This window comes from Flavobacterium praedii, from assembly GCF_026810365.1.
Classification (GTDB): Bacteria; Bacteroidota; Bacteroidia; order Flavobacteriales; family Flavobacteriaceae; genus Flavobacterium; species Flavobacterium praedii.
Window position 1 is genome coordinate 139,447 of record NZ_CP113948.1, and the last position, 19,996, is coordinate 159,442.

16 protein-coding genes are annotated in these 19,996 nt (G+C 34.7%); 3 read left to right on the forward strand and 13 right to left on the reverse strand.

Going from position 1 to position 19,996, the window contains the following annotated elements; all coding sequences use genetic code 11:
* Positions 1-83 precede the first annotated feature (83 nt).
* Together OYT91_RS00700 and OYT91_RS00705 are read right to left on the reverse strand one after the other, a co-directional pair.
* Positions 84-548, reverse strand: a complete 465-nt coding sequence (locus tag OYT91_RS00700; protein WP_281239097.1) for a tRNA (cytidine(34)-2'-O)-methyltransferase — start codon at positions 546-548, stop codon at positions 84-86.
* Positions 549-620: 72 nt separating this feature from the next.
* The gene (locus tag OYT91_RS00705) at positions 621-1,199 is read right to left on the reverse strand and encodes a pseudouridine synthase (RefSeq protein WP_281239098.1); all 579 of its coding nucleotides are present in this window, start codon (positions 1,197-1,199) and stop codon (positions 621-623) included.
* Between the two features lie 250 nt (positions 1,200-1,449).
* Between OYT91_RS00705 and OYT91_RS00710 the strand changes: the two genes are divergently transcribed.
* The 3 genes from OYT91_RS00710 to OYT91_RS00720 all read left to right on the forward strand — a co-directional run bounded on the left by OYT91_RS00710 (position 1,450) and on the right by OYT91_RS00720 (position 10,653).
* Entirely contained in the window at positions 1,450-2,103 is a 654-nt protein-coding gene (locus OYT91_RS00710; RefSeq protein ID WP_281239099.1) for a phage tail protein, read from the forward strand.
* A gap of 71 nt (positions 2,104-2,174) precedes the next feature.
* Complete coding sequence (locus OYT91_RS00715) at positions 2,175-6,179, forward strand: beta strand repeat-containing protein (protein ID WP_281239100.1); 4,005 nt, start codon at positions 2,175-2,177, stop codon at positions 6,177-6,179.
* 295 nt (positions 6,180-6,474) lie between these two features.
* Complete coding sequence (locus OYT91_RS00720; RefSeq protein ID WP_281239101.1) at positions 6,475-10,653, forward strand: MBG domain-containing protein; 4,179 nt, start codon at positions 6,475-6,477, stop codon at positions 10,651-10,653.
* Positions 10,654-10,828: 175 nt separating this feature from the next.
* Here OYT91_RS00720 and OYT91_RS00725 read toward each other — a convergent pair whose 3' ends face one another.
* The 11 genes from OYT91_RS00725 to OYT91_RS00775 form a co-directional block, all read right to left on the reverse strand.
* Positions 10,829-11,782, reverse strand: coding sequence for a transketolase family protein (locus OYT91_RS00725; RefSeq protein WP_281239102.1), 954 nt, complete (start codon positions 11,780-11,782; stop codon positions 10,829-10,831).
* Positions 11,783-11,869: 87 nt separating this feature from the next.
* Positions 11,870-12,718 carry a transketolase gene (locus tag OYT91_RS00730; RefSeq protein ID WP_269223518.1) on the reverse strand — a complete coding sequence of 283 codons (849 nt, stop codon included), beginning with the start codon at positions 12,716-12,718 and terminating at the stop codon, positions 11,870-11,872.
* A 140-nt stretch (positions 12,719-12,858) separates the two neighbouring features.
* Positions 12,859-13,290, reverse strand: coding sequence for an OsmC family protein (locus tag OYT91_RS00735; RefSeq protein ID WP_281239103.1), 432 nt, complete (start codon positions 13,288-13,290; stop codon positions 12,859-12,861).
* Positions 13,291-13,295: 5 nt separating this feature from the next.
* Positions 13,296-13,610 carry a rhodanese-like domain-containing protein gene (locus OYT91_RS00740; RefSeq protein ID WP_269223516.1) on the reverse strand — a complete coding sequence of 105 codons (315 nt, stop codon included), beginning with the start codon at positions 13,608-13,610 and terminating at the stop codon, positions 13,296-13,298.
* 13 nt (positions 13,611-13,623) lie between these two features.
* Positions 13,624-13,902: a rhodanese-like domain-containing protein gene (locus OYT91_RS00745; RefSeq protein ID WP_281239104.1), complete on the reverse strand. Its 279-nt coding sequence runs from the start codon at positions 13,900-13,902 to the stop codon at positions 13,624-13,626.
* Between the two features lie 278 nt (positions 13,903-14,180).
* Complete coding sequence (locus tag OYT91_RS00750) at positions 14,181-15,080, reverse strand: alpha/beta hydrolase family protein (protein WP_281239105.1); 900 nt, start codon at positions 15,078-15,080, stop codon at positions 14,181-14,183.
* Between the two features lie 166 nt (positions 15,081-15,246).
* Positions 15,247-16,200: a Fic family protein gene (locus tag OYT91_RS00755; protein WP_281239106.1), complete on the reverse strand. Its 954-nt coding sequence runs from the start codon at positions 16,198-16,200 to the stop codon at positions 15,247-15,249.
* 209 nt (positions 16,201-16,409) lie between these two features.
* Positions 16,410-16,808 (reverse strand): carboxypeptidase-like regulatory domain-containing protein, encoded by a 399-nt coding sequence (locus OYT91_RS00760; RefSeq protein ID WP_281239107.1) that lies wholly within the window; start codon positions 16,806-16,808, stop codon positions 16,410-16,412.
* A gap of 78 nt (positions 16,809-16,886) precedes the next feature.
* Positions 16,887-17,864 (reverse strand): energy transducer TonB, encoded by a 978-nt coding sequence (locus tag OYT91_RS00765; RefSeq protein WP_281239108.1) that lies wholly within the window; start codon positions 17,862-17,864, stop codon positions 16,887-16,889.
* Between the two features lie 261 nt (positions 17,865-18,125).
* Positions 18,126-18,488 carry a transcriptional regulator gene (locus OYT91_RS00770; RefSeq protein WP_281239109.1) on the reverse strand — a complete coding sequence of 121 codons (363 nt, stop codon included), beginning with the start codon at positions 18,486-18,488 and terminating at the stop codon, positions 18,126-18,128.
* A gap of 335 nt (positions 18,489-18,823) precedes the next feature.
* On the reverse strand, positions 18,824-19,993 hold the full coding sequence (locus tag OYT91_RS00775; protein WP_281239110.1) for a hypothetical protein: 1,170 nt from the start codon (positions 19,991-19,993) through the stop codon (positions 18,824-18,826).
* Between the last annotated feature and the right edge of the window lie 3 nt (positions 19,994-19,996).

Below are 19,996 nucleotides of genomic sequence, written 5' to 3' on the forward strand. Positions count from 1 at the left end.
GCAAAGGGTGCATAGGTTTACGAAAAGAACACAAAGTATACTAGCTTATAAAAACTGAAACACTAACAACTGCAAACTGCCGACTAAAATTTAGCAACTGAAATCTGTCTCTTTGCTTCTCCAACCACAAAAGCAACCGAATTGGCAATATTAAAACTCCTGATTAATGGAGACATTGGGATTGTTAATTGATTATTAGAGTCGAACAAATCCAAAACAGCATCGCTCAATCCGACACTTTCTTTACCAAAAACCAACCAATCTCCGTCTTGGAATTGATTTTCCAAATACGATCTTTCGGCATGGGAACTCATCAGGAAAACTCTCGATTGGTCAGGGATTTGCGATATCCATTCGGCTACATTTTGATACTCTGTAACGTCAAGGTGTACCCAATAATCTAATCCAGAACGTTTTAAATTTTTATCATTAATCACAAATCCAAAAGGGTGAATTAAGTGCAAACGGCTTTCGGTGCCTACACACAAGCGACCAATATTTCCAGTATTATTAGGGATTTCGGGTTCTACGAGAACGATATTTAGCATAAAATAAGGTTAGAGGTTAGAAATTAGAGGTTAGAAGTTAGAGGTTAGAAGTTAGAGGTTAGAAATTAGAGGTTAGAAATTAGAGGTTGGAAAAAAAGCATCAACTTCTTTGACTTCACCAGCTTGCAAATCATTCAAATGTATATTTCCTATTCGTACACGTATTAATCGTAAGGTAGGGAAACCAACTGCTGCTGTCATTTTTCGCACTTGTCGAAACTTACCTTCATTGACCGTTATAGAAGCCCAAGAAGTGGGTCCGTGGCGTTCGTCCCTTATCTTTTTGCCCCTTACTCCAAAATTAGGAATTTCATTTACTATAAAAGCCTCGCAAGGTTTGGTTGTGTATTTTGTACCATTAAAACCAATTTCTACACCATTTTTCAATTTTTCTATAGCTTCTTGAGTTATAATCCCATCGACTTGTACGTAATATTCTTTATCGACTTTTTTGCTTCGAATGATTTCACTCATTTTGCCATCGGTTGTCAACAATAGCAAACCTTCAGAATCTTCGTCTAAGCGACCTATTGCCATCGTTCCTGCAGGAAAATCATAGAGTTCTCCTAAAAGGCGTTTTTTTCTTTTTAACTCATAAATGAATTGGCTTAAAAATCCGTAGGGCTTATTAAGTAGAAAATGATGGTGCATATTTTTTTGTTTTTCAAAAGCAAATATAGTTGGTTATTAAGTTTTAAAAAAAAGATACCATTTAATAAAAACCTTCATTATGACATATTTTTCTTATTTCGTAACATCAAATGGCTTCATTGTACCATTTTAATTATAGTTCAATTATTCTTCAACTAACTTTGGTATAGGTAATTAAGGTGATGATAACTTGATTTACAGCCCTCTATATCTATTAAATAAAATATTAACCTATAAAAATTAAAAAATCATGGATGACGAATTAATAGGAGCTATTAAACTTTTTGCAGGCAATTTTGCACCTATAGGCTATTTTACCTGTGAGGGGCAAACTTTAGCGGTCAATCAATACACCGCTTTATTTGCTATTCTGGGAACAACTTATGGTGGAAATGGAACAAACACATTCAAACTTCCCGACTTGCGAGGAGCATTTCCAACACAATGTACAAATATCTCTGGTTCGCATCCAGGAGGAACTTATACATTAGGACAAGTTGGAGGCTTACAAGCAACCCCAATTACAGCTGCGAATATGCCTCCTCATACGCATACAATAGTAAAAGGATCAGGATCGAACCTAACAGGTACAGTGTCAGTAAACACGGTACTACAAGCTAGCACAGGTTCGGGAGCTAATTCGACTCCTTCAGCAACCAATAATGCTTTGGGAAAAACAGTTGATACCAGTGGCGCTGGAGACCCTAATCTTTACACCAATACCGCACCAAATCAAAATTTAATAGGAGTTACTTCAACGGTAAACAATACTTTGAATTTTGACCCAACAGGTTTACAATTGACACCTTGGGGATCTGGACCAGCACCCTTGCCAACCGTACCGCCATTTGTTGCTATGCAATACATAATCTGCTATCAGGGAATCTTTCCTTCTAGACCGTAACGATTAAAATAAAAATGGACTATTGCAAAGTAGTCCATTTTTATTTTTATAACTTTTATAATAAATGTATTATGAAAATAAAATTACTATTAATCGGTTGTTTTTTTAGTCTAATATTTACTTTAAATGCTCAAACTACGTTATCACCTGGTGACATTGCTATTATTGGAGTAAATTATGATACTTCTCCTTACTATGAACTTACTATAGTGACTCTTGCTCCCATTGCCGCTAACACACAAATTAGAATTAGTGATTATTGGTATAATGAAAACACCCCAGACAAACTGACCAACGTTCAAGCTAGTTCAGGTAACGCAGTTCTGACATCAGAAGGGTCTATTTTATGGCAACCTCTCTCCGCTATTCCAGCAGGTACTGTATACAAAATAAGCATTTTGCAAGGGGGTAATACAGTTATCGGTTTACCAGGTAACGTTTCTGTGACTGGTTGGTCAACAGCTGCTGTTACTCCTTCATCTAGTGGAGGTGATAACTGGTTCATCTTTCAGGGCACTAGCGTAACAGATGTTACTACTTTTGTTTTTCTTTGGGGTAATGGTTCTAATGCTATAATAAATAATACTGCTATCGTTCCTGGCCAATTTGTAACTCCAGGAAGTACCAGTTCACTATGGGGAACTAGCGATTTAAGTAATAATAATGTCACTTATCTACCTCCAAGTTTAACATTAGGGACCAATGCCATTGCATTGACAGTTGATCCAAATATTAATGGTGGTATTGGTTTTCATGCAGACAACAATATCTACACAGGGATAAAATCAGGTACAAAAGCAGCATTACTATCTGCAATTTGTGATAAAGCTAATTGGGATAGCAATGAGACTACAACTTATGACATCGGTCCAGGGGGAGCAAACTTCTCTGGAATTAATCCAATATTCACTGTAACAGATGCCAATAGTGCTCCAACCGATTTAGCACTTTCGGCTTCGTCCATTAACGAAAATGTGGCTTCCAATTCAACTGTCGGAACTTTGTCTGCTACAGATGCAGATGCCGCCAACACCTTTACGTACACGCTTGTTGCAGGTACAGGAAGCACGGACAACGCTTCTTTTAATATCAGCGGTTCGAATTTGAGAATTACTGCTAGTCCTGATTTTGAAACTAAATCTTCGTATTCGGTTCGAATAAGAACCACTGATCAAGGGGCATTGTTTTTTGAAAAAGCATTTACCATCACCATCAATAATGTTAATGAAACGCCAACAGATCTAGCACTTTCGGCTTCGTCCATTAACGAAAATGTGGCTTCCAATTCAACTGTCGGAACTTTGTCTGCTACAGATGTCGATGCTGCCAACACCTTTACGTACACGCTTGTTGCAGGTACAGGTAGCACGGACAATGCTTCTTTCAATATTAGCGGTGGAAACTTACAAATCACCTCTAGCCCTGATTTTGAAACCAAATCTTCGTATTCCGTTCGAATAAGAACCACTGACCAAGGGGCATTGTTCTTTGAAAAAGCATTTACCATCACCATCAATAATGTTAATGAAACGCCAACAGACATAGCACTTTCGGCTACGTCCATTAACGAAAATGTGGCTTCCAATTCAACTGTCGGAACTTTGTCTGCTACAGATGTCGATGCTGCCAACACCTTTACGTACACGCTTGTTGCAGGTACTGGAAGCACGGACAACGCTTCTTTTAATATCAGCGGTGGAAACTTACAAATCACCTCTAGCCCTGATTTTGAAACTAAATCTTCGTATTCAGTTCGTATAAGAACAACCGACCAAGGTAGTTTATTCTTTGAAAAAGCATTTACCATTAGCATCAATGACTTGAATGAAACGCCAACAGATATAGTACTTTCGGCTTCTTCGATTAATGAAAATGTGGCGGGTAATTCAACTGTCGGAACTTTGTCTGCTACAGATGTCGATGCCGCCAACACCTTTACGTACACGCTTGTTGCAGGTACAGGTAGCACGGACAACGCATCATTTAATATCAGCGGTTCGAATTTGAGAATTACTGCTAGTCCTGATTTTGAAACTAAATCTTCGTATTCGGTTCGAATAAGAACCACTGATCAAGGGGCATTGTTCTTTGAAAAAGCATTTACCATCACCATCAATAATGTTAATGAAACGCCAACAGACATAGCACTTTCGGCTTCGTCCATTAACGAAAATGTGGCTTCCAATTCAACTGTCGGAACTTTGTCTGCTACAGATGTCGATGCTGCCAACACCTTTACGTACACGCTTGTTGCAGGTACTGGAAGCACGGACAACGCTTCTTTCAATATCAGCGGTGGAAACTTACAAATCACCTCTAGCCCTGATTTTGAAACTAAATCTTCGTATTCGGTTCGAATAAGAACCACTGATCAAGGGGCATTGTTCTTTGAAAAAGCATTTACCATCACCATCAATAATGTTAATGAAACGCCAACAGACATAGCACTTTCGGCTTCGTCCATTAACGAAAATGTGGCTTCCAATTCAACTGTCGGAACTTTGTCTGCTACAGATGCCGCCAACACCTTTACTTACACGCTTGTTGCAGGTACAGGAAGCACGGACAACGCATCATTTAATATCAGCGGTGGAAACTTACAAATCACCTCTAGTCCTGATTTTGAAACCAAATCTTCGTATTCAGTTCGTATAAGAACAACCGACCAAGGTAGTTTATTCTTTGAAAAAGCATTTACCATCACCATCAATGATGTTAATGAATCACCAACAGACATAGCACTTTCGGCTTCGTCCATTAACGAAAATGTGGCGGGTAATTCAACTGTCGGAACTTTGTCTGCTACAGATGCCGATGCCGCCAACACCTTTACGTACACGCTTGTTGCAGGTACAGGAAGCACGGACAACGCATCATTTAATATCAGCGGTTCGAATTTGAGAATTACTGCTAGTCCTGATTTTGAAACCAAATCTTCGTATTCGGTTCGTGTGAGTACTTCGGATGGAAGTTTAACTTTCGAAAAACAATTCACCATTACTATTAATGATGTAAATGAAACACCAACCAATATAGCGCTTTCGGCTTCTTCGATTAATGAAAATGTGGTGGGTAATTCAACTGTCGGAACTTTGTCTGCTACAGATGCCGATGCTGCCAACACCTTTACTTACACGCTTGTTGCAGGTACAGGAAGTACGGACAACGCTTCTTTCAATATCAGCGGTGGAAACTTACAAATCACCTCTAGTCCTGATTTTGAAACTAAATCTTCGTATTCGGTTCGTGTGAGTACTTCGGATGGAAGTTTAACTTTCGAAAAACAATTCACCATTACTATTAATGATGTAAATGAAACACCAACCGATATAGCGCTTTCGGCTTCTTCGATTAATGAAAATGTAGTTGCCAATTCCACTGAGGGAACATTGTCTTCTATCGATCCTGATTCGGGAAGTTCATATACTTATTCCTTAGTAGCGGGAGCGGGTGATACCGATAATGTTTCGTTTTCTATTTCTGGAAATGATTTAACTATCAATTCGAGTCCTGATTTTGAATCCAAATCTTCGTATTCTGTTCTAATTCGCACAACAGATCAAGGCGGGCTGTTTTTTGAAAAAGCATTTACTATTGCTATTAATGATTTGTGTGATTTAGACAATACTGTAACACAGGTATCTGGAACTCTAACTGCAACTCAAACTGGTGCAAATTATCAATGGTATAAATGTTCTGATAATTCACCTATTGGAACTAATAGCAATACTTTTGCACCAACCCAAACTGGTGATTACAAAGTAGAAATAACAATTGGAGCTTGTATGGTAACATCAAACTGTATATCGGTAACAACTTTAGGAATTGAGAACTTTCAAACTAATTCTGGTATATTGATTTATCCAAATCCAAGTCAAGGAATTATCAATATAAAATCTATTTCAAACAGTGATTTTCAAGTTGTAAATATGTTAGGGCAAGTTCTAAAGACATTCAAAACGGAAGCGAATGTTACAACGACTATAGATTTACAAAACTTAAGTGAGAATATTTACTTCATTAAAGAAAATAATGATTCTAAAAATAAAACACACAAAATTTTAATAAAAAAATAGTTTGAAGAACTATCAAAAGATAGCTGTCCGGAAATTGATTTTCGGACAGCTTTTTTTGTAATTTATGTCAATTTAAACCTTGATATTCCCTGCTTTCAAAATATTTAAAAAAATGTGTGCAAAAAGTATAAAATTCTTAAATTAAAAAAATAACAACTCATTTCGCTAAAAAAAATAGAAAGTGAAATTTTAAAAAATATATATAAAAAACTTACTATAACTTTTTGATTTCATAATATCCAGTTAATGTAAGCGGATGTAAATTTGTTTTCTAAAAACTCAATTTTTTAAACAAATGAAACACATCTACCCCAATCGTTTTTTAATGGCTTTTTTAATGCTATTTTGTTGCTTTTCTTTTTCACTTTTAGCACAAACACAACCAACACCACAAACTTTACCCTACACACAGGACTTTAGTACACTAGTAGCCAATGCAATTGCTTACCCATTAGGTTTTCAAGGATGGACAACAAGTATCGCCCCAGGTTCTTCCTATAATACCAATGCAACTATAGTGGCAGACAGAAGCTTAACCGCGAGTAGCACCGCAGCTACCAATAGTGGTAATGTTCATAATTATGATGGAAAAATAGGCTTTCAAAACTCTTCTTCTCTAGATTTAACTATAAGTCTTGCTTTAGAAACTACTGGAAAAACAGGAATAACTGTGCAATATGATGCTATGGTAATCCGTAATATGTATGATGGCACATCCAATACCCGCATATCCGAAATGGCTTTGCAATATAGAGTAGGTACAACTGCCGCTTTTACAACTCTTGCATCAACCGCCTATTTGAGCAATACCACCAAACAAATCACTGCAGTTACAACACCCGTGAATCCTCAAACTATAAAAGTTACATTACCTGTTGAATGCGAAAATCAAAGTATTGTTCAAATCAGGTGGATTTCTAAGCAAAATTCAGGATCAGGTGGTCGTCCTTCTTTTGCCATTGATAATATTAGTGTACAAAATGACATTATCGCTCCTATAAACATAACGGGCTTTCCAAAAATAGATAATGTACTTTCTAATGGATTTGACTTTTCAACTCAAATAAACGAAATAGGAAAAACATATTATGTTCTTTTGGCAGGAGGAAGTGCTAAACCAAGTGTTGCACAAATTAAAGCTGGTTTGGATGCTAACGGAAACTCTGCATTGCAAGCTGATGTGATTAACATTACTGATGCATCTTTAGTTTATACAAAAAATATTATTGGCCTTAATCTAAATACAAACTATACCCTTTACTCCATTGCTGAAGATACTTATGGAAATAGTCAAGCAGATAGCAATCAACTTGATGTTAGGACTGCCAATGTACTGGTTCCTTCAATAAACACAACAATCAGCTCCTTGGAATTAGGTTTTTCTGAGCAAAATTTTGATTCAAATACCCTAAGTTATCAAATACAAGCATCTAATCTTTCAAGTGGTGTAACTCTTACTTCAGCTGGAAATTTCACCATTTCGAAAGACGCAAATGCTAATTTTCAAACCTCATTAACTTTTGCTTCAACAGATTTTGATGCTAATAATACACCAAGTGTTTATGTGCGTTTTACTCCCAACACAACTGGCAGTTTCACAGGACAAATAACGCACCAATCAACAGGAGCCTCGGATAAAATAGTTTCTTTGTCAGGTATTGGTATCTATCCTTATGTTCAAGATTTTAATGATGTAAATGTTTTATCAAACAGTGGCTGGACAGCTTACAGTGTAGCTGGAAATAATATTAAATGGACAAGTACTAGCAGTCGTTTTAATAGTTCACCAGCAGCAATCCAAATAAATGGTTATACCGAAGTTGGGGCCAGTAAGGATTGGTTAATCTCACCTAAATTGCGTTTAGATACCTTTTCTAAATTCCCAATTGTGTCATTTTACTCCCGTAAATTTTATGCTGGTTCTACTTTAAAATTAATGGTTTCTGTAGATTATGATGGAATAAGTAGCCCAGAAACTGCTACCTGGACACCACTAGAAGGAGATTTTCCAACCACAACAGGTGTTTTTAAACAATCCAATTACATTAATCTGGAAGGGTATAAAACAAACCATACCTATTTGGCTTGGGTTTATGAAACAATTACAAATGATTCAAATAATGCTGCAGAATGGACCATTGACGATATTAGCATTACCAATGAAACTACTTTTTTAGCTTCAAACCCCAATTTAAATTTTGGTGATACGGCTCCTAACACAACCTCTGTTAGTCAGTCTTTTGTGTTTAAAGCTGGAGGATATGGTGATGTTACAATTACAGCTCCTGCTAATTTTGAACTATCTGCAGACAATCTTACTTTTCAGTCTAATGTATTAGTTTCTGAAGCTGAAGCATTACTTGGCAAAACCATTTATGCTCGATTTGCACCTTTAACTAAATCTTTAAGCCTATCGGGTACTTTGACGGTTACTGCTACAGGGCTGAACCAACAAATAGGATCTTTTTCTGGTTCTTCTTGGCCAAAATCAGAAACTTTTGATATCGTTTCTTATAACCTAGAATTTTTTGGAAGTGATGTGAAAAACACAAGCAACGTTGAATTTGGCCCAACAGACGATGCTTTACAAATTGACAATGTTGCCAAAGTAATGAACAAATTAAATGCAGATGTTTACGTTGTTCAAGAAGTTTCAGACGAACCTTCACTGGATATTTTAATTCAAAAATTGAATATCAATGGTAAAACTTTTGACAAATCAATTTCACCTGCATGGTCGTATTCATTCAGTACACCAGATCCTAATTTTCCTCCACAAAAACTAGTGGTACTTTATAATACCCAAACTACAAAAGTTAAAAAATCAAGAGTGATGTTTACTGAATTATACGATAACATTCGTGCAGGAAACACAACTTTGGCTAATTATCCAGGTGGTAATAGTAGTAGCTTTTTTGCTTCAGGACGTTTGCCTTATATGGTGGATATTGAAACTAATATAGCTGGTGTAAAAAAAGACATTACAATTATCGACCTTCATGCCCGTGCCAACAGCGGAACTGACATCTCAAAATACAATATGAGAAAGTATGATGTCGAGTTCTTAAAAGACAGTTTGGATGTCAATTATCCGAATACCAATTTCATGATTTTAGGAGATTATAATGATGATGTAAAAGCTTCTGTAATTGCTGGAAATCCTTCTTCATACCAAAAATTAGTAGAAGATACTGATCGCTATAGTGCATTGACTTTAGATATTAGCAAAGCGGGTTCTTATAGTTTTTTAAGTTCAGGAGGTTTTCTAGATCATATTATTACTTCGAATGAATTAAATGATGAATATGTTCCAAATTCAATAGCCGTTTATGACCCGCGAACTGATATTTCAAACTATGTAAACACTACTTCCGATCACGGTCCAGTAATTGCTCGTTTTGAGTTAAAAAAATCAGAACAAACTATTGTATTTGATGCTTTAGCAACAAAAACGTACGGTGACCTTCCGATTGAATTAACGTCAAATTCAACTTCTAACTTAGTCGTTTCTTTTAGTAGTTCAGATGAAACTGTAGTAAAAATAATTGACGGAAAGTTAAAAATTATAGGAGCTGGAACGGCTTCAATAACGGCTTCACAAACCGGAAATGACTTTTATTTAGCAGCTCAAAATGTTTCTCAAAGCATTACAATTAATAAAGCTCAGTTGACAATTAATGCTGATAATAAAACAAAAAAATACAAAGAAGTAAATCCAGAATTGACAGCTTCCTATAATGGTTTTGTATATGAAGATACCGCTCAGTCGTTGACTGCTTTGCCTACAATAAGTACTCTAGCCGATGCTAATTCTATTGCAGGTGAATATGCAATCACTATTGCCGATGCTATTTCGATAAACTATAGCATCACTTATGTAAATGGGAAATTGACTGTAGAAAAACTAAATGCTTTCCCAATAGTTAAACAAGCAATTGCAACACAATCGATCATCATTTCTAATCAAAAAGAATTCAATCTACTAGATGTATTTTCGGATGCTGATCTTGATGTATTAGCGTATTCCGTAGACATAGCTGACGGAACTATTGCTGATGTTTCCCTTTCTGGAACAACCTTAACAGTTTTAGCAAAAAAAGCAGGTTCAACGTTGATTACCGTTAGTGCCAATGATGGTTTTGGAGGTATCGTAAGCTCTTCATTTACGGCAAATATCAATTCCAATTTATCGACTATAGATTTTGATTTATCAAAAGGATTTTCAGCAATGGCCTATCCAAATCCTGCAAATGATTTTGTTAATATAGCTGTTAAATCAAATAGCGAAAATAATATTCAATTGAAACTTTACGATATAAACGGTAGATTAATTGGATCTCCTATTGAATTCAAAGGAGATTCGAATGATAACATCGTTAAAATACAAGTTGGTAATTTACAATCGGGCTTTTATTTTTACACTTTAAGTGTTGAAAATAAAGTAGTATTCAAAAACAAACTAATAATTAGATAAATAAAAAAATGTTAAGGCTTAACATGTTTGTCGGTTTTATTATTTTGAAAAGACAAGCAGAATTTTTTCGGTAGATAAAATATGTTTATCGAAAAAATATAGAAACTTAAATTTTTGCAAAAAAAAATCCCATCTCAGTTTATATGAGATGGGATTTTATATTTATAAGCAAAAATTATTTTCTTTTGATCACTCTTTCTACAGCCTCAACAATCGCTTGATTGTTCAATTTGTATTTTTCCATTAATTGTTCTGGAGTTCCAGATTCTCCAAAGCTATCATTAACAGCTACAAATTCTTGTGGAGCTGGTTGGTTTAATGTCAATACTCTAGAAACACTTTCTCCAAGACCTCCAAGAATGTTATGCTCTTCGGCAGTAACGATACATTTGGTTTTTGCCAATGATTTTAGAATCGCTTCTTCATCTAGTGGTTTAATGGTGTGAATGTTGATTACTTCGGCAGAAATTCCTTTTGCTTCCAAAGCTTCAGCGGCAATAAGAGCTTCCCAAACCAAATGTCCAGTAGCAACGATTGTTACATCTGTACCTTCGCTCAAAAGAATTGCTTTTCCAATTACGAATGGTTCATCAGCTGGCATAAAGTTAGGCACAACTGGACGCCCAAAACGCAAATAGGCTGGTCCATGATGATCTGCAAGAGCTAATGTAGCTGCTTTAGTCTGATTGTAATCACAAGTGTTGATTACGGTCATTCCAGGTAACATTTTCATTAATCCGATATCTTCCAATATTTGGTGAGTAGCTCCGTCTTCTCCAAGAGTTAATCCTGCGTGAGAAGCGCAGATTTTCACATTTTTATCTGAATAGGCTACTGATTGGCGAATTTGATCGTAAACTCTTCCTGTAGAAAAGTTAGCAAAAGTTCCAGTAAATGGAATTTTTCCTCCAATGGTTAATCCAGCTGCAATTCCAATCATGTTTGCTTCTGCAATTCCAATTTGGAAAAAACGCTCTGGGTGATTTTTTTTAAAATCATCAAATTTTAATGATCCAATTAAATCGGCACAAAGAGCCACAACATTTTCATTCTTTTGACCCAATTCGGTCATTCCCGCTCCAAAACCCGAACGCGTATCTTTACTTCCTGTATTTGTATATTTTTTCATGTATTTTAAATTCAAAGATTTAAAAATTTAAAAATTGAAAGATTTTGAAGTCGAATTCAAAATTTACAATTCAAAATTTAAAATTATTTAATAATCTGCTAAAATGGATGTGTTTTGACCCAAAGCATTTTCTAGTTGTGCATCATTAGGCGCTTTTCCGTGCCAAGCATGACTGTACATCATAAAATCTACTCCATTACCCATTTCAGTATGCAATAATACACAAACTGGTTTTCCTTTTCCTGTTCTAGATTTAGCCTCTGTCATTCCGGCAATAATAGCCTCGATGTTGTTTCCTTCTTTTATTTCAAGAACGTCCCAATCAAATGCTTCAAATTTAGCTTTTAGGCTTCCCATACACAAAACTTCATCTGTAGTTCCGTCAATTTGTTTTCCGTTAAGGTCGATAGTCGCAATTACATTGTCTACTTTCTTTGCAGAAGCATACATGATGGCTTCCCAGTTTTGACCTTCTTGTAGTTCACCATCACCGTGAAGTGTATAAACGATATGATTGTCACCGTTTAGTTTTTTTGCTTGAGCCGCACCAATTGCTACAGATAATCCTTGTCCCAATGAACCAGATGCAATACGTACTCCAGGTAAACTGTCATGGGTAGTTGGGTGTCCTTGTAATCTAGTGTTGATCAATCGGAAAGTCGCTAATTCCGATACTGGAAAATAACCGCTTCTTGCCAAAACGCTGTAAAATACAGGCGAAATATGTCCGTTTGAAAGGAAGAAAACATCTTCTCCAATACCGTCCATGTCAAATCCTTCTTTACGATCCATTAGATTTTGGTACAAGGTTACAAGAAATTCTGCACATCCTAGAGAACCTCCTGGGTGACCTGAATTGACAGCATGAACCATTCGAAGAATATCTCTTCTTACTTGGATAGTTAAATCGTTTAATTGTTGTGTGTTAGGCTTCATTTTGTGTGTAAAAGTTAAACTGCTGCAAAAGTAATTTTTATTTTGCTGTAAGTCAAATGATTTTTAGAATACTTGACAAAGAAAAGAGTAGAAATGCCTAAAGCCTCATAAGAGGCTTTAGTTCTGCATTCAATTGTAATTTAAAATTGGATTGTAGGAATCAATATGATTTTTGATTTTATGGAATTGGATACTAAACAAGCAGCTTCCGATTTTTGTAAAACTCTTTCGGCTCTATCTTTATCAGATTCTTTTGTGATTATTAGTGTAGGTTCGAGGATTACTTCGGTTATTAAAAATTTACCGTCTATTTGTTCCAGTTTGCCTTTTGATTTACAATTAAAACTAATGAATTCTAATTTTGAATTTTCGGCAATAGCCAAAAAAGTAGTCATAAAGCAACTATTTACGGCAGCAGTCAATAAATGTTCTGGTGACCAAATGCCTTCTATTCCTTTTGGAAATTCTGGAGGCGTGGCCACTTCAATAGTTTGTTGGAGTTCCGGAGATGAAATTACTCCTTTTCTATCGGCTATCCAATTTAGATCTACGTTATAATAGTGTGCTTCCATTTTTTTTAGATTTTATTTTTTAGGCTACTCCATCCACCACCATTATGGACATCAGTAAATCCATGGGTTTTCAAGATGCTTTTTGCTGATGCGCTTCGCATTCCAGAGGCACAACAGGTAATGATGGTTTTGTTTTTGTCTTTCAATTGAGTCAAATTGTTTTTTAAAACATCTACAGGAATGTTTATGGAACCTTTGATGTGTCCGCCGGCATATTCGCCTTTGCTTCTAACGTCAAGGATAATGGCGCCTTTTTTGACAAGATCAGCATAGTCTACAGTTGCTCCGAAACCGAATAATTTTTGAAGTGTCTTAATCATTTTATGTTTTATTTTATTTGGATTGATAATAGTTTACGTCTAACCACGAACCGCCATTATAACAGTCAATTCCTTTTTGGGATAGATAATGTTGTGCTTGTCCGCTACGGTTTCCAGAAGCGCAACAAAGTACAAGAGGAGCTTTTAGGTTTTGAATTTCTTCCAATCGGTTTTGAATTTCGCCCAAAGGAATATTGATGGAATCAGCAACATGGCCTCCCATAAATTCTTCATGAGTTCGCACATCTACGATAGTGCCTTTTTTTTCTTTGATTATATTTTCTAGTGTCATAGTTTATAATGCTAATGATTTTTGATAAAGCAAAAGTACAACAGGAATTAAGCCCATACTGTAACTTTTGTTACATAGCTTTTTTTTTGCTAAGATTTTGAGTGTGTACCACTGTCAAAGTTGTAATCAATGGTAAGTGAACATAAAGCCGAATTAACAAAACAAACGTATTGAAGTTCTTAAGGTATTCTCGGAAAAAGGCGGGAGATTTTTGTCATGTTCATGGCTTTTATTAAATTAAAAAAAGCTCAAAGTTGGGATCCGTTGCAGGCAGTGCTTTATTTTGATGCTTTAGACTTCTTAATGTTCAATGTTTTCTGCTTTATCCATTGAATTGAAATATCAACAGGTGTTCTATCATTGTCAGAAGAAGTATTGTGTCCTAATTTAGAAAACAAAGTATATTCGAAAGGTTTGCCTTGAGCTTTCAATGTGTTTAATTGCTCCATACACAACTGTACTGGAATCTGTATGTCTTTTTCGCCAAAAAGCCAAAGCCCTGGAATTGAAAGGGTATTCAGAGAATTTTTTGGGTCAGTTGCTACGAATTGATACCTGTCTGGGTCATTTTTAGTATGTTCACGAGCATCTGATTCTGTGTGATTTTTCCAAAAATCATTGTTGCCATTCGTATAAAACTGAAATCGAAGTTGTTCTAGAGTTGTAATTGTAGGGCAACTAAATAAAACCATAAATTCTATTTGTGGATTTTTGCTTGCAGCAATTGGGATTATCCATCCTGCTTGACTGAAGCCCACTAATCCAATTGGTGTTTTTTTATCTTTCAAATAGGTTCGAAATGTATTTACTGCTGAATTTGCATCGTGAGATAATAAATTAAGATTCGTAGTGTCAATATTATTCGTACCAACAGATGGTCCTACATACACACCACCAGATTCTCCAACTCCACGTTTATCATAGGTCAATACAGCAATACCTTCTTTGGCAAGACGTATTGCAAAGTCCATTTCTCTTTTTACAGGATCAGACCCGTGAACAATTACAACTGCTGCAAACGGTTTTTTAGGCGTTAAAATGGACCCTTTCAGCGTGACGCCCTGACTTTCAAATTTTACATCTTGAATGGTAAAGTCGGCCGATTGACAAAATACAGTTTCTGGTAAAGTTATGAATGATAACCAAAGCAATAAGGTAGAAAAAAAGGTAATGTTCATTTTGGTTTACTTTAAAAAATGTTTCTCGTTGTCTGTGTTCGCATGCCTACAACATTCTGGTACTAAATTAAGCCCATTATTCGGATTTACTAAGTCATCCCAAATACAAAACCATTTTTCCATTAAGCCCAATGCCCAAATCCGTTGTAGCTGTTAGCAACAGTAATTATTTCACAATGTATTTCGTTTTGTTCAGATTTCCAACACTTTCCAACATGTTTAATTCGATTCCCTTTTTCAAATCTCTACTCGCAGTTGCAGAAGAAAGGTCTTTGAAAATATTCATATAATCTTTTCTAGTAAATTCTTTTATGCCAAGTTTTAGAAAGTATTCTAATCTGTCTAAGTCTTTTAAAATTCTATTATTGTAATTAAGTAAACTGCCTAAAGATTTATCAATTACATCAAGCATGTATTCTATAAAATATGTTGATTTTCCTGATTTATCACTTAACGACAAAGATTTATAATAATCATCTTGGGTTTGGCTAATTAATGTTTCAAATGGCAAAAACTCAAAAATTGGATATTCAGACATTAAAATTAAAGTTTGCCATAATCTTCCCATTCTTCCATTGCCATCTAAAAAAGGATGTATGAATTCCATTTCATAATGAAAAACACAACTTTTTATTAATGTCAATTCATCAGAGTCTTTAAGATATTTAAATAAGTCTTTCATTAGATGCGGAACATTTTCATGAGGAGGGGCAATGTGTTCTACTTTTGTTCCTTTAACTATTCCCACACCTTGTTTTCTATATTTTCCTGCACTCTCAATTAGACCATTCATTAACTCAAGATGTGCTTTTAAAAAGTTTTTATCAGATGAAAACTTATATTCTTCAAGTTTGTCATAAACCATAATTGCATTTAATACTTCTAAGACATCTTTTTTTGGACCAATTACTCTTTTGTTTTCAATCAATGCAGTAATTTGTTCCTCGGTTAATGTATTACCTTCAATCTGTAAAGATGAGTGTATAGTTTTGATTCTATTTTGTTTACGAAGTTGTGGCGATTGCTTATTTAGATAATTAGCATTTACTTCTCCAATTTTTTCGGAAATAGAACTTATCAATTTTAAAATTTTAAGCGTTATGTCGTATGGCGGTTTCATTGATACTATCATTTGATATTATCAAAAGTAGTTTTTTTTCTGTAATCGTCCAAAATTATTGTTGCTAATACGTCCCTGCGCTACAAGCAGTTTGGTACTAAATTAAGCCCTATTTTCGGATTTGCCAAATCTTCCAAATACAAACCAATTTTTCCATTAAGCCAAATCCCCAAATTGCTTGTAGCGTTTGTTGTGTGCTGTTTTTTTTACTAATCAGGAAAAACATAATATCCTCCATTTTTTCTTGTTTCACGTTTTATATAACGTTTTGCTTGTCGGGACTTGGGACGTGTGTATGGTTTTAAAATAACTTCATAATAATTTATGGAATCGATAATGATTTCCCTATCTTCCATACCAACAAAACTAATAAGCAAAACTTCTCCTTTTTTTGTCTCTATTTCAAATTTTCCATCAAAATCACTTATTGTTTTTTTTGTTTTAGAACCTTTTACATTTATATTAGCACCTGGAACTGGTTGTTTATCTGATTCGTAAAACACAAAACCTGTGATTATTTTAGTTTTTGTAACTACAGTTGTTTTATGTGATGAACAAGATGACAAAACTGAGAAAAACAAAAATGATATGTAGAGATTCCTTTTCATTGGCTGTATTTAGTACTTAGATTGATGTATTTTGATATAAAATTCTTTTTTTACTTGAGGGAGCAGTTACTAAATGAACTAATTATTTACGAGGTATGACATCTGGTATTGACATCTTACTTTTTTATTGTTTAAAATAGCAGGATTCCATTTAGGTGAAATTTTTAAAATACGAATGAGTTCTTTTCCCGTTCCATATCCAAGATCTCGGAGAATTTTTAAATTAGATAAACTACCATCTATCTCGACTATAAAAGACACATGAATTCTCCCTTCTAATTCTTTTTCTTCTACTTTGAAGTTTTGATTTAGAAAATCATACAATTTATCTATTCCACCAGGAAATTCAGGTTTATTATCAACAAGTGCTATGCTGTACGCGGTAGCAATTTCTTCTAGGTCATTATTAGGATTCTCTTTTTCATATATTAGGTCCCATTTGTGATTGTATACTTTTCCTAAAAAATTATAGGTTATGACATTAGAAAGTTTTACAATCCAATAACCCTTATTATTTCTAAATAGGTAATACTCTACATACGAATTATTGCTAGTGTCATTTCCAGAAATAGCTTCTTTATAAAATTTATAACTCGAAACTAATTTAAAACCTTGACTTCCAATTGTTTTTACAGTTTTAAGGTATAAGTATTTATTGTCTACCAAAAAATTTTCAACAATGCGGGATGAATTTACATTGATATTTGGGATTTCTTGTAATCCTAGGTTTCCATCGTAATAGTAAACATTAAAATTGTTTTTAAAATATTTGTAACCCTCCATCGCGTGAAATTCATTACCCTCAATATTGGTTAATTCACCTTGACAATAAACACGATTATTCTTTTTATAAAATTGATAATAATAATTATCTGCATCAGGTATGTAAATGTAATCCTCAGTTCCACAGATTAGATCATATGATTCTACATATTTGCGCTTGGTATAATTTTCTGGAATTTTTAAAGTCTTATCAATTATTGCAAAATTATTCTTTTTGTTTTGACCGATCGCCAATGTGATAAAAGTCAAAAATACTAAAATTACTATTTTCATGATTTCTTTGAATAACGTTATTTTGATTTAAAAAGTTAATCTATTAAGTTTTTTGATATGGAAATTATTTGACATTTAAATTAGTGTTTTATATCTATATTTTTTACATTATTTGATGTGATTTGGGCCGATTTGCGGTAAAATAGCACACAACTTACATATATGCCTGACAAAATCACACATATCCACCCTAATCTAGGCAGCTTAGCTCTTAACAAACGTAGCGTTTATTTTTCTTTAAATCAATTCTAATACCGTTTATTACTTCCGGATTAATTCCTTCATTGTCTCCAATTGGATTTCCATTTTTTGTATGATGGCTTCTTTTTCGGCCAGTTGTTCCAGTAGTGCCTTTTCTCTAATGGTTTCAAAACGGTAGGGTAAATATTCCCCCAACTGGGCAATAAAATTGTGTTTCAATACCATGCTAAGTTTCCATAAAATAGCAAATTGCAGGGAATCTCTCTTGAAATAATCGTTCAATCCAGTAGGAATAATGCCCAATTCCCGTGCCACGTCTGCTTTCTTAATTTTGTTGTGAACAATGTGGTAATGAATAAAATTACCAATCAAAGGGTATCGTTCGCCAAGATCTTTCTTGTATTTCTTGCTGCTGTTTATCATTTTTATATGTTTTATTCTATAAAAATAATTATTTTTATCAATAAAATGGTGATAATGACTAATAATGTTGGTTTTAATTGCCTCTGTTATTGGTTGATAGTACCAGTATTGTTGGTTTTTAATACCAGTGTTGTTGGTTGTAAGTGCCAGTATTATTGGTTTTTAGTACCAGTATTGTTGGTTGTAAGTGCCAGTATTGTTGGTTTTTAGTACCGGTATTGTTGGTTATAAGCACTAGTATTATTGGTGTTAATGCCTAATTTATAAAGATAATCGGAGATTATGGCTGGATTGTAACTTTTGTTACACGAACCATTTTTACTTTGGTTTCATTTTTAAAAACTCCAGCGACCTCTTATATAAAAAGCATTTACCAAGTTATCGTATGAATTGGACTGATCTTGAAAAAAGGATTGCAAAATGAAATCGATATCAAAATTGTTGGCGACATTCCACGAGTATGTAGGGACAAGTATTAACGTGGTTTTTTCTGGAGAATAAATAAAAGAAAAATTAAAAGTGCTAATAGGGGAAATTGTTTTTACAATAGTGAAATAAAAATTATAGCGAAATGGGAAAAGGGATTTTGCCGAAATGTTTGGGCTATACAAAGATCCATTGGTTAAGAGAACATTCGAAGGATTGCTGTTGTATAAGGTCGCCACAGAAACATACCAATTGTCCGAGAAAGTGAGGTCAGACAGTAACGATAAATTGAAAGTGTTTGCGGAGTCTACAGCATTTTTTTTGGGGTGAAAATAACTCATTTCTCCCTTGAAACCCGCTTTTTTGATGTTGCCTGCCCAACCGGCACCAACCACATAATCCGTCTGGTATAATCCTCCCAAGAATTGAAAATCATAATTCCATTTGTTGTATTTGTATAAAAAAGCGGTGGTGGGAGTGTCTTTGTCCTCTTCGAATTTATAGGCGAATTCAATAGAAGAATCATCGCTCAAGTTGCGATGAATACTTACGGCATCGCTACCCGGACGCTCTTCGTAATCAAATTCCAGAAAATTATAGGCATTAAAAATATCATTGGTATTCCAAATATTGGTGATGCCCCAATTAATGCGTTGTCGACCAATAATGACATCCCATTTTTCATCGGAATACTCGAGCAACATTCTGTCGATTACGGATTGAGCCACAATTGATTTTTCATCAATCCATAAAAAGGAAAGATCCAATAAACCGTTTTCCTGATCAATTGATTGGCCAAATTCTGGGGTTTGTTTTATTATTTCCCCATAAAATATTCGATTGCGGATTTCCAAACGACCCGTAAATTTTGGAGTCATATTGACTTTAAAGTTTAATCGATTGTGGATTAAATTTGCAGATGCATTCGAATCTATTTTCTGAATAAAATAAGTGCTTTGCATATCTTTTATATATCCTTTGAGTTCTATCAACGGTATTTTTGTTTCCTCAGTTTGTGCAGTGGCTGTCAAGAAGAGAAAACATAAAATTTCGATTAAGATGTAGCTATGAAATTTCACAAT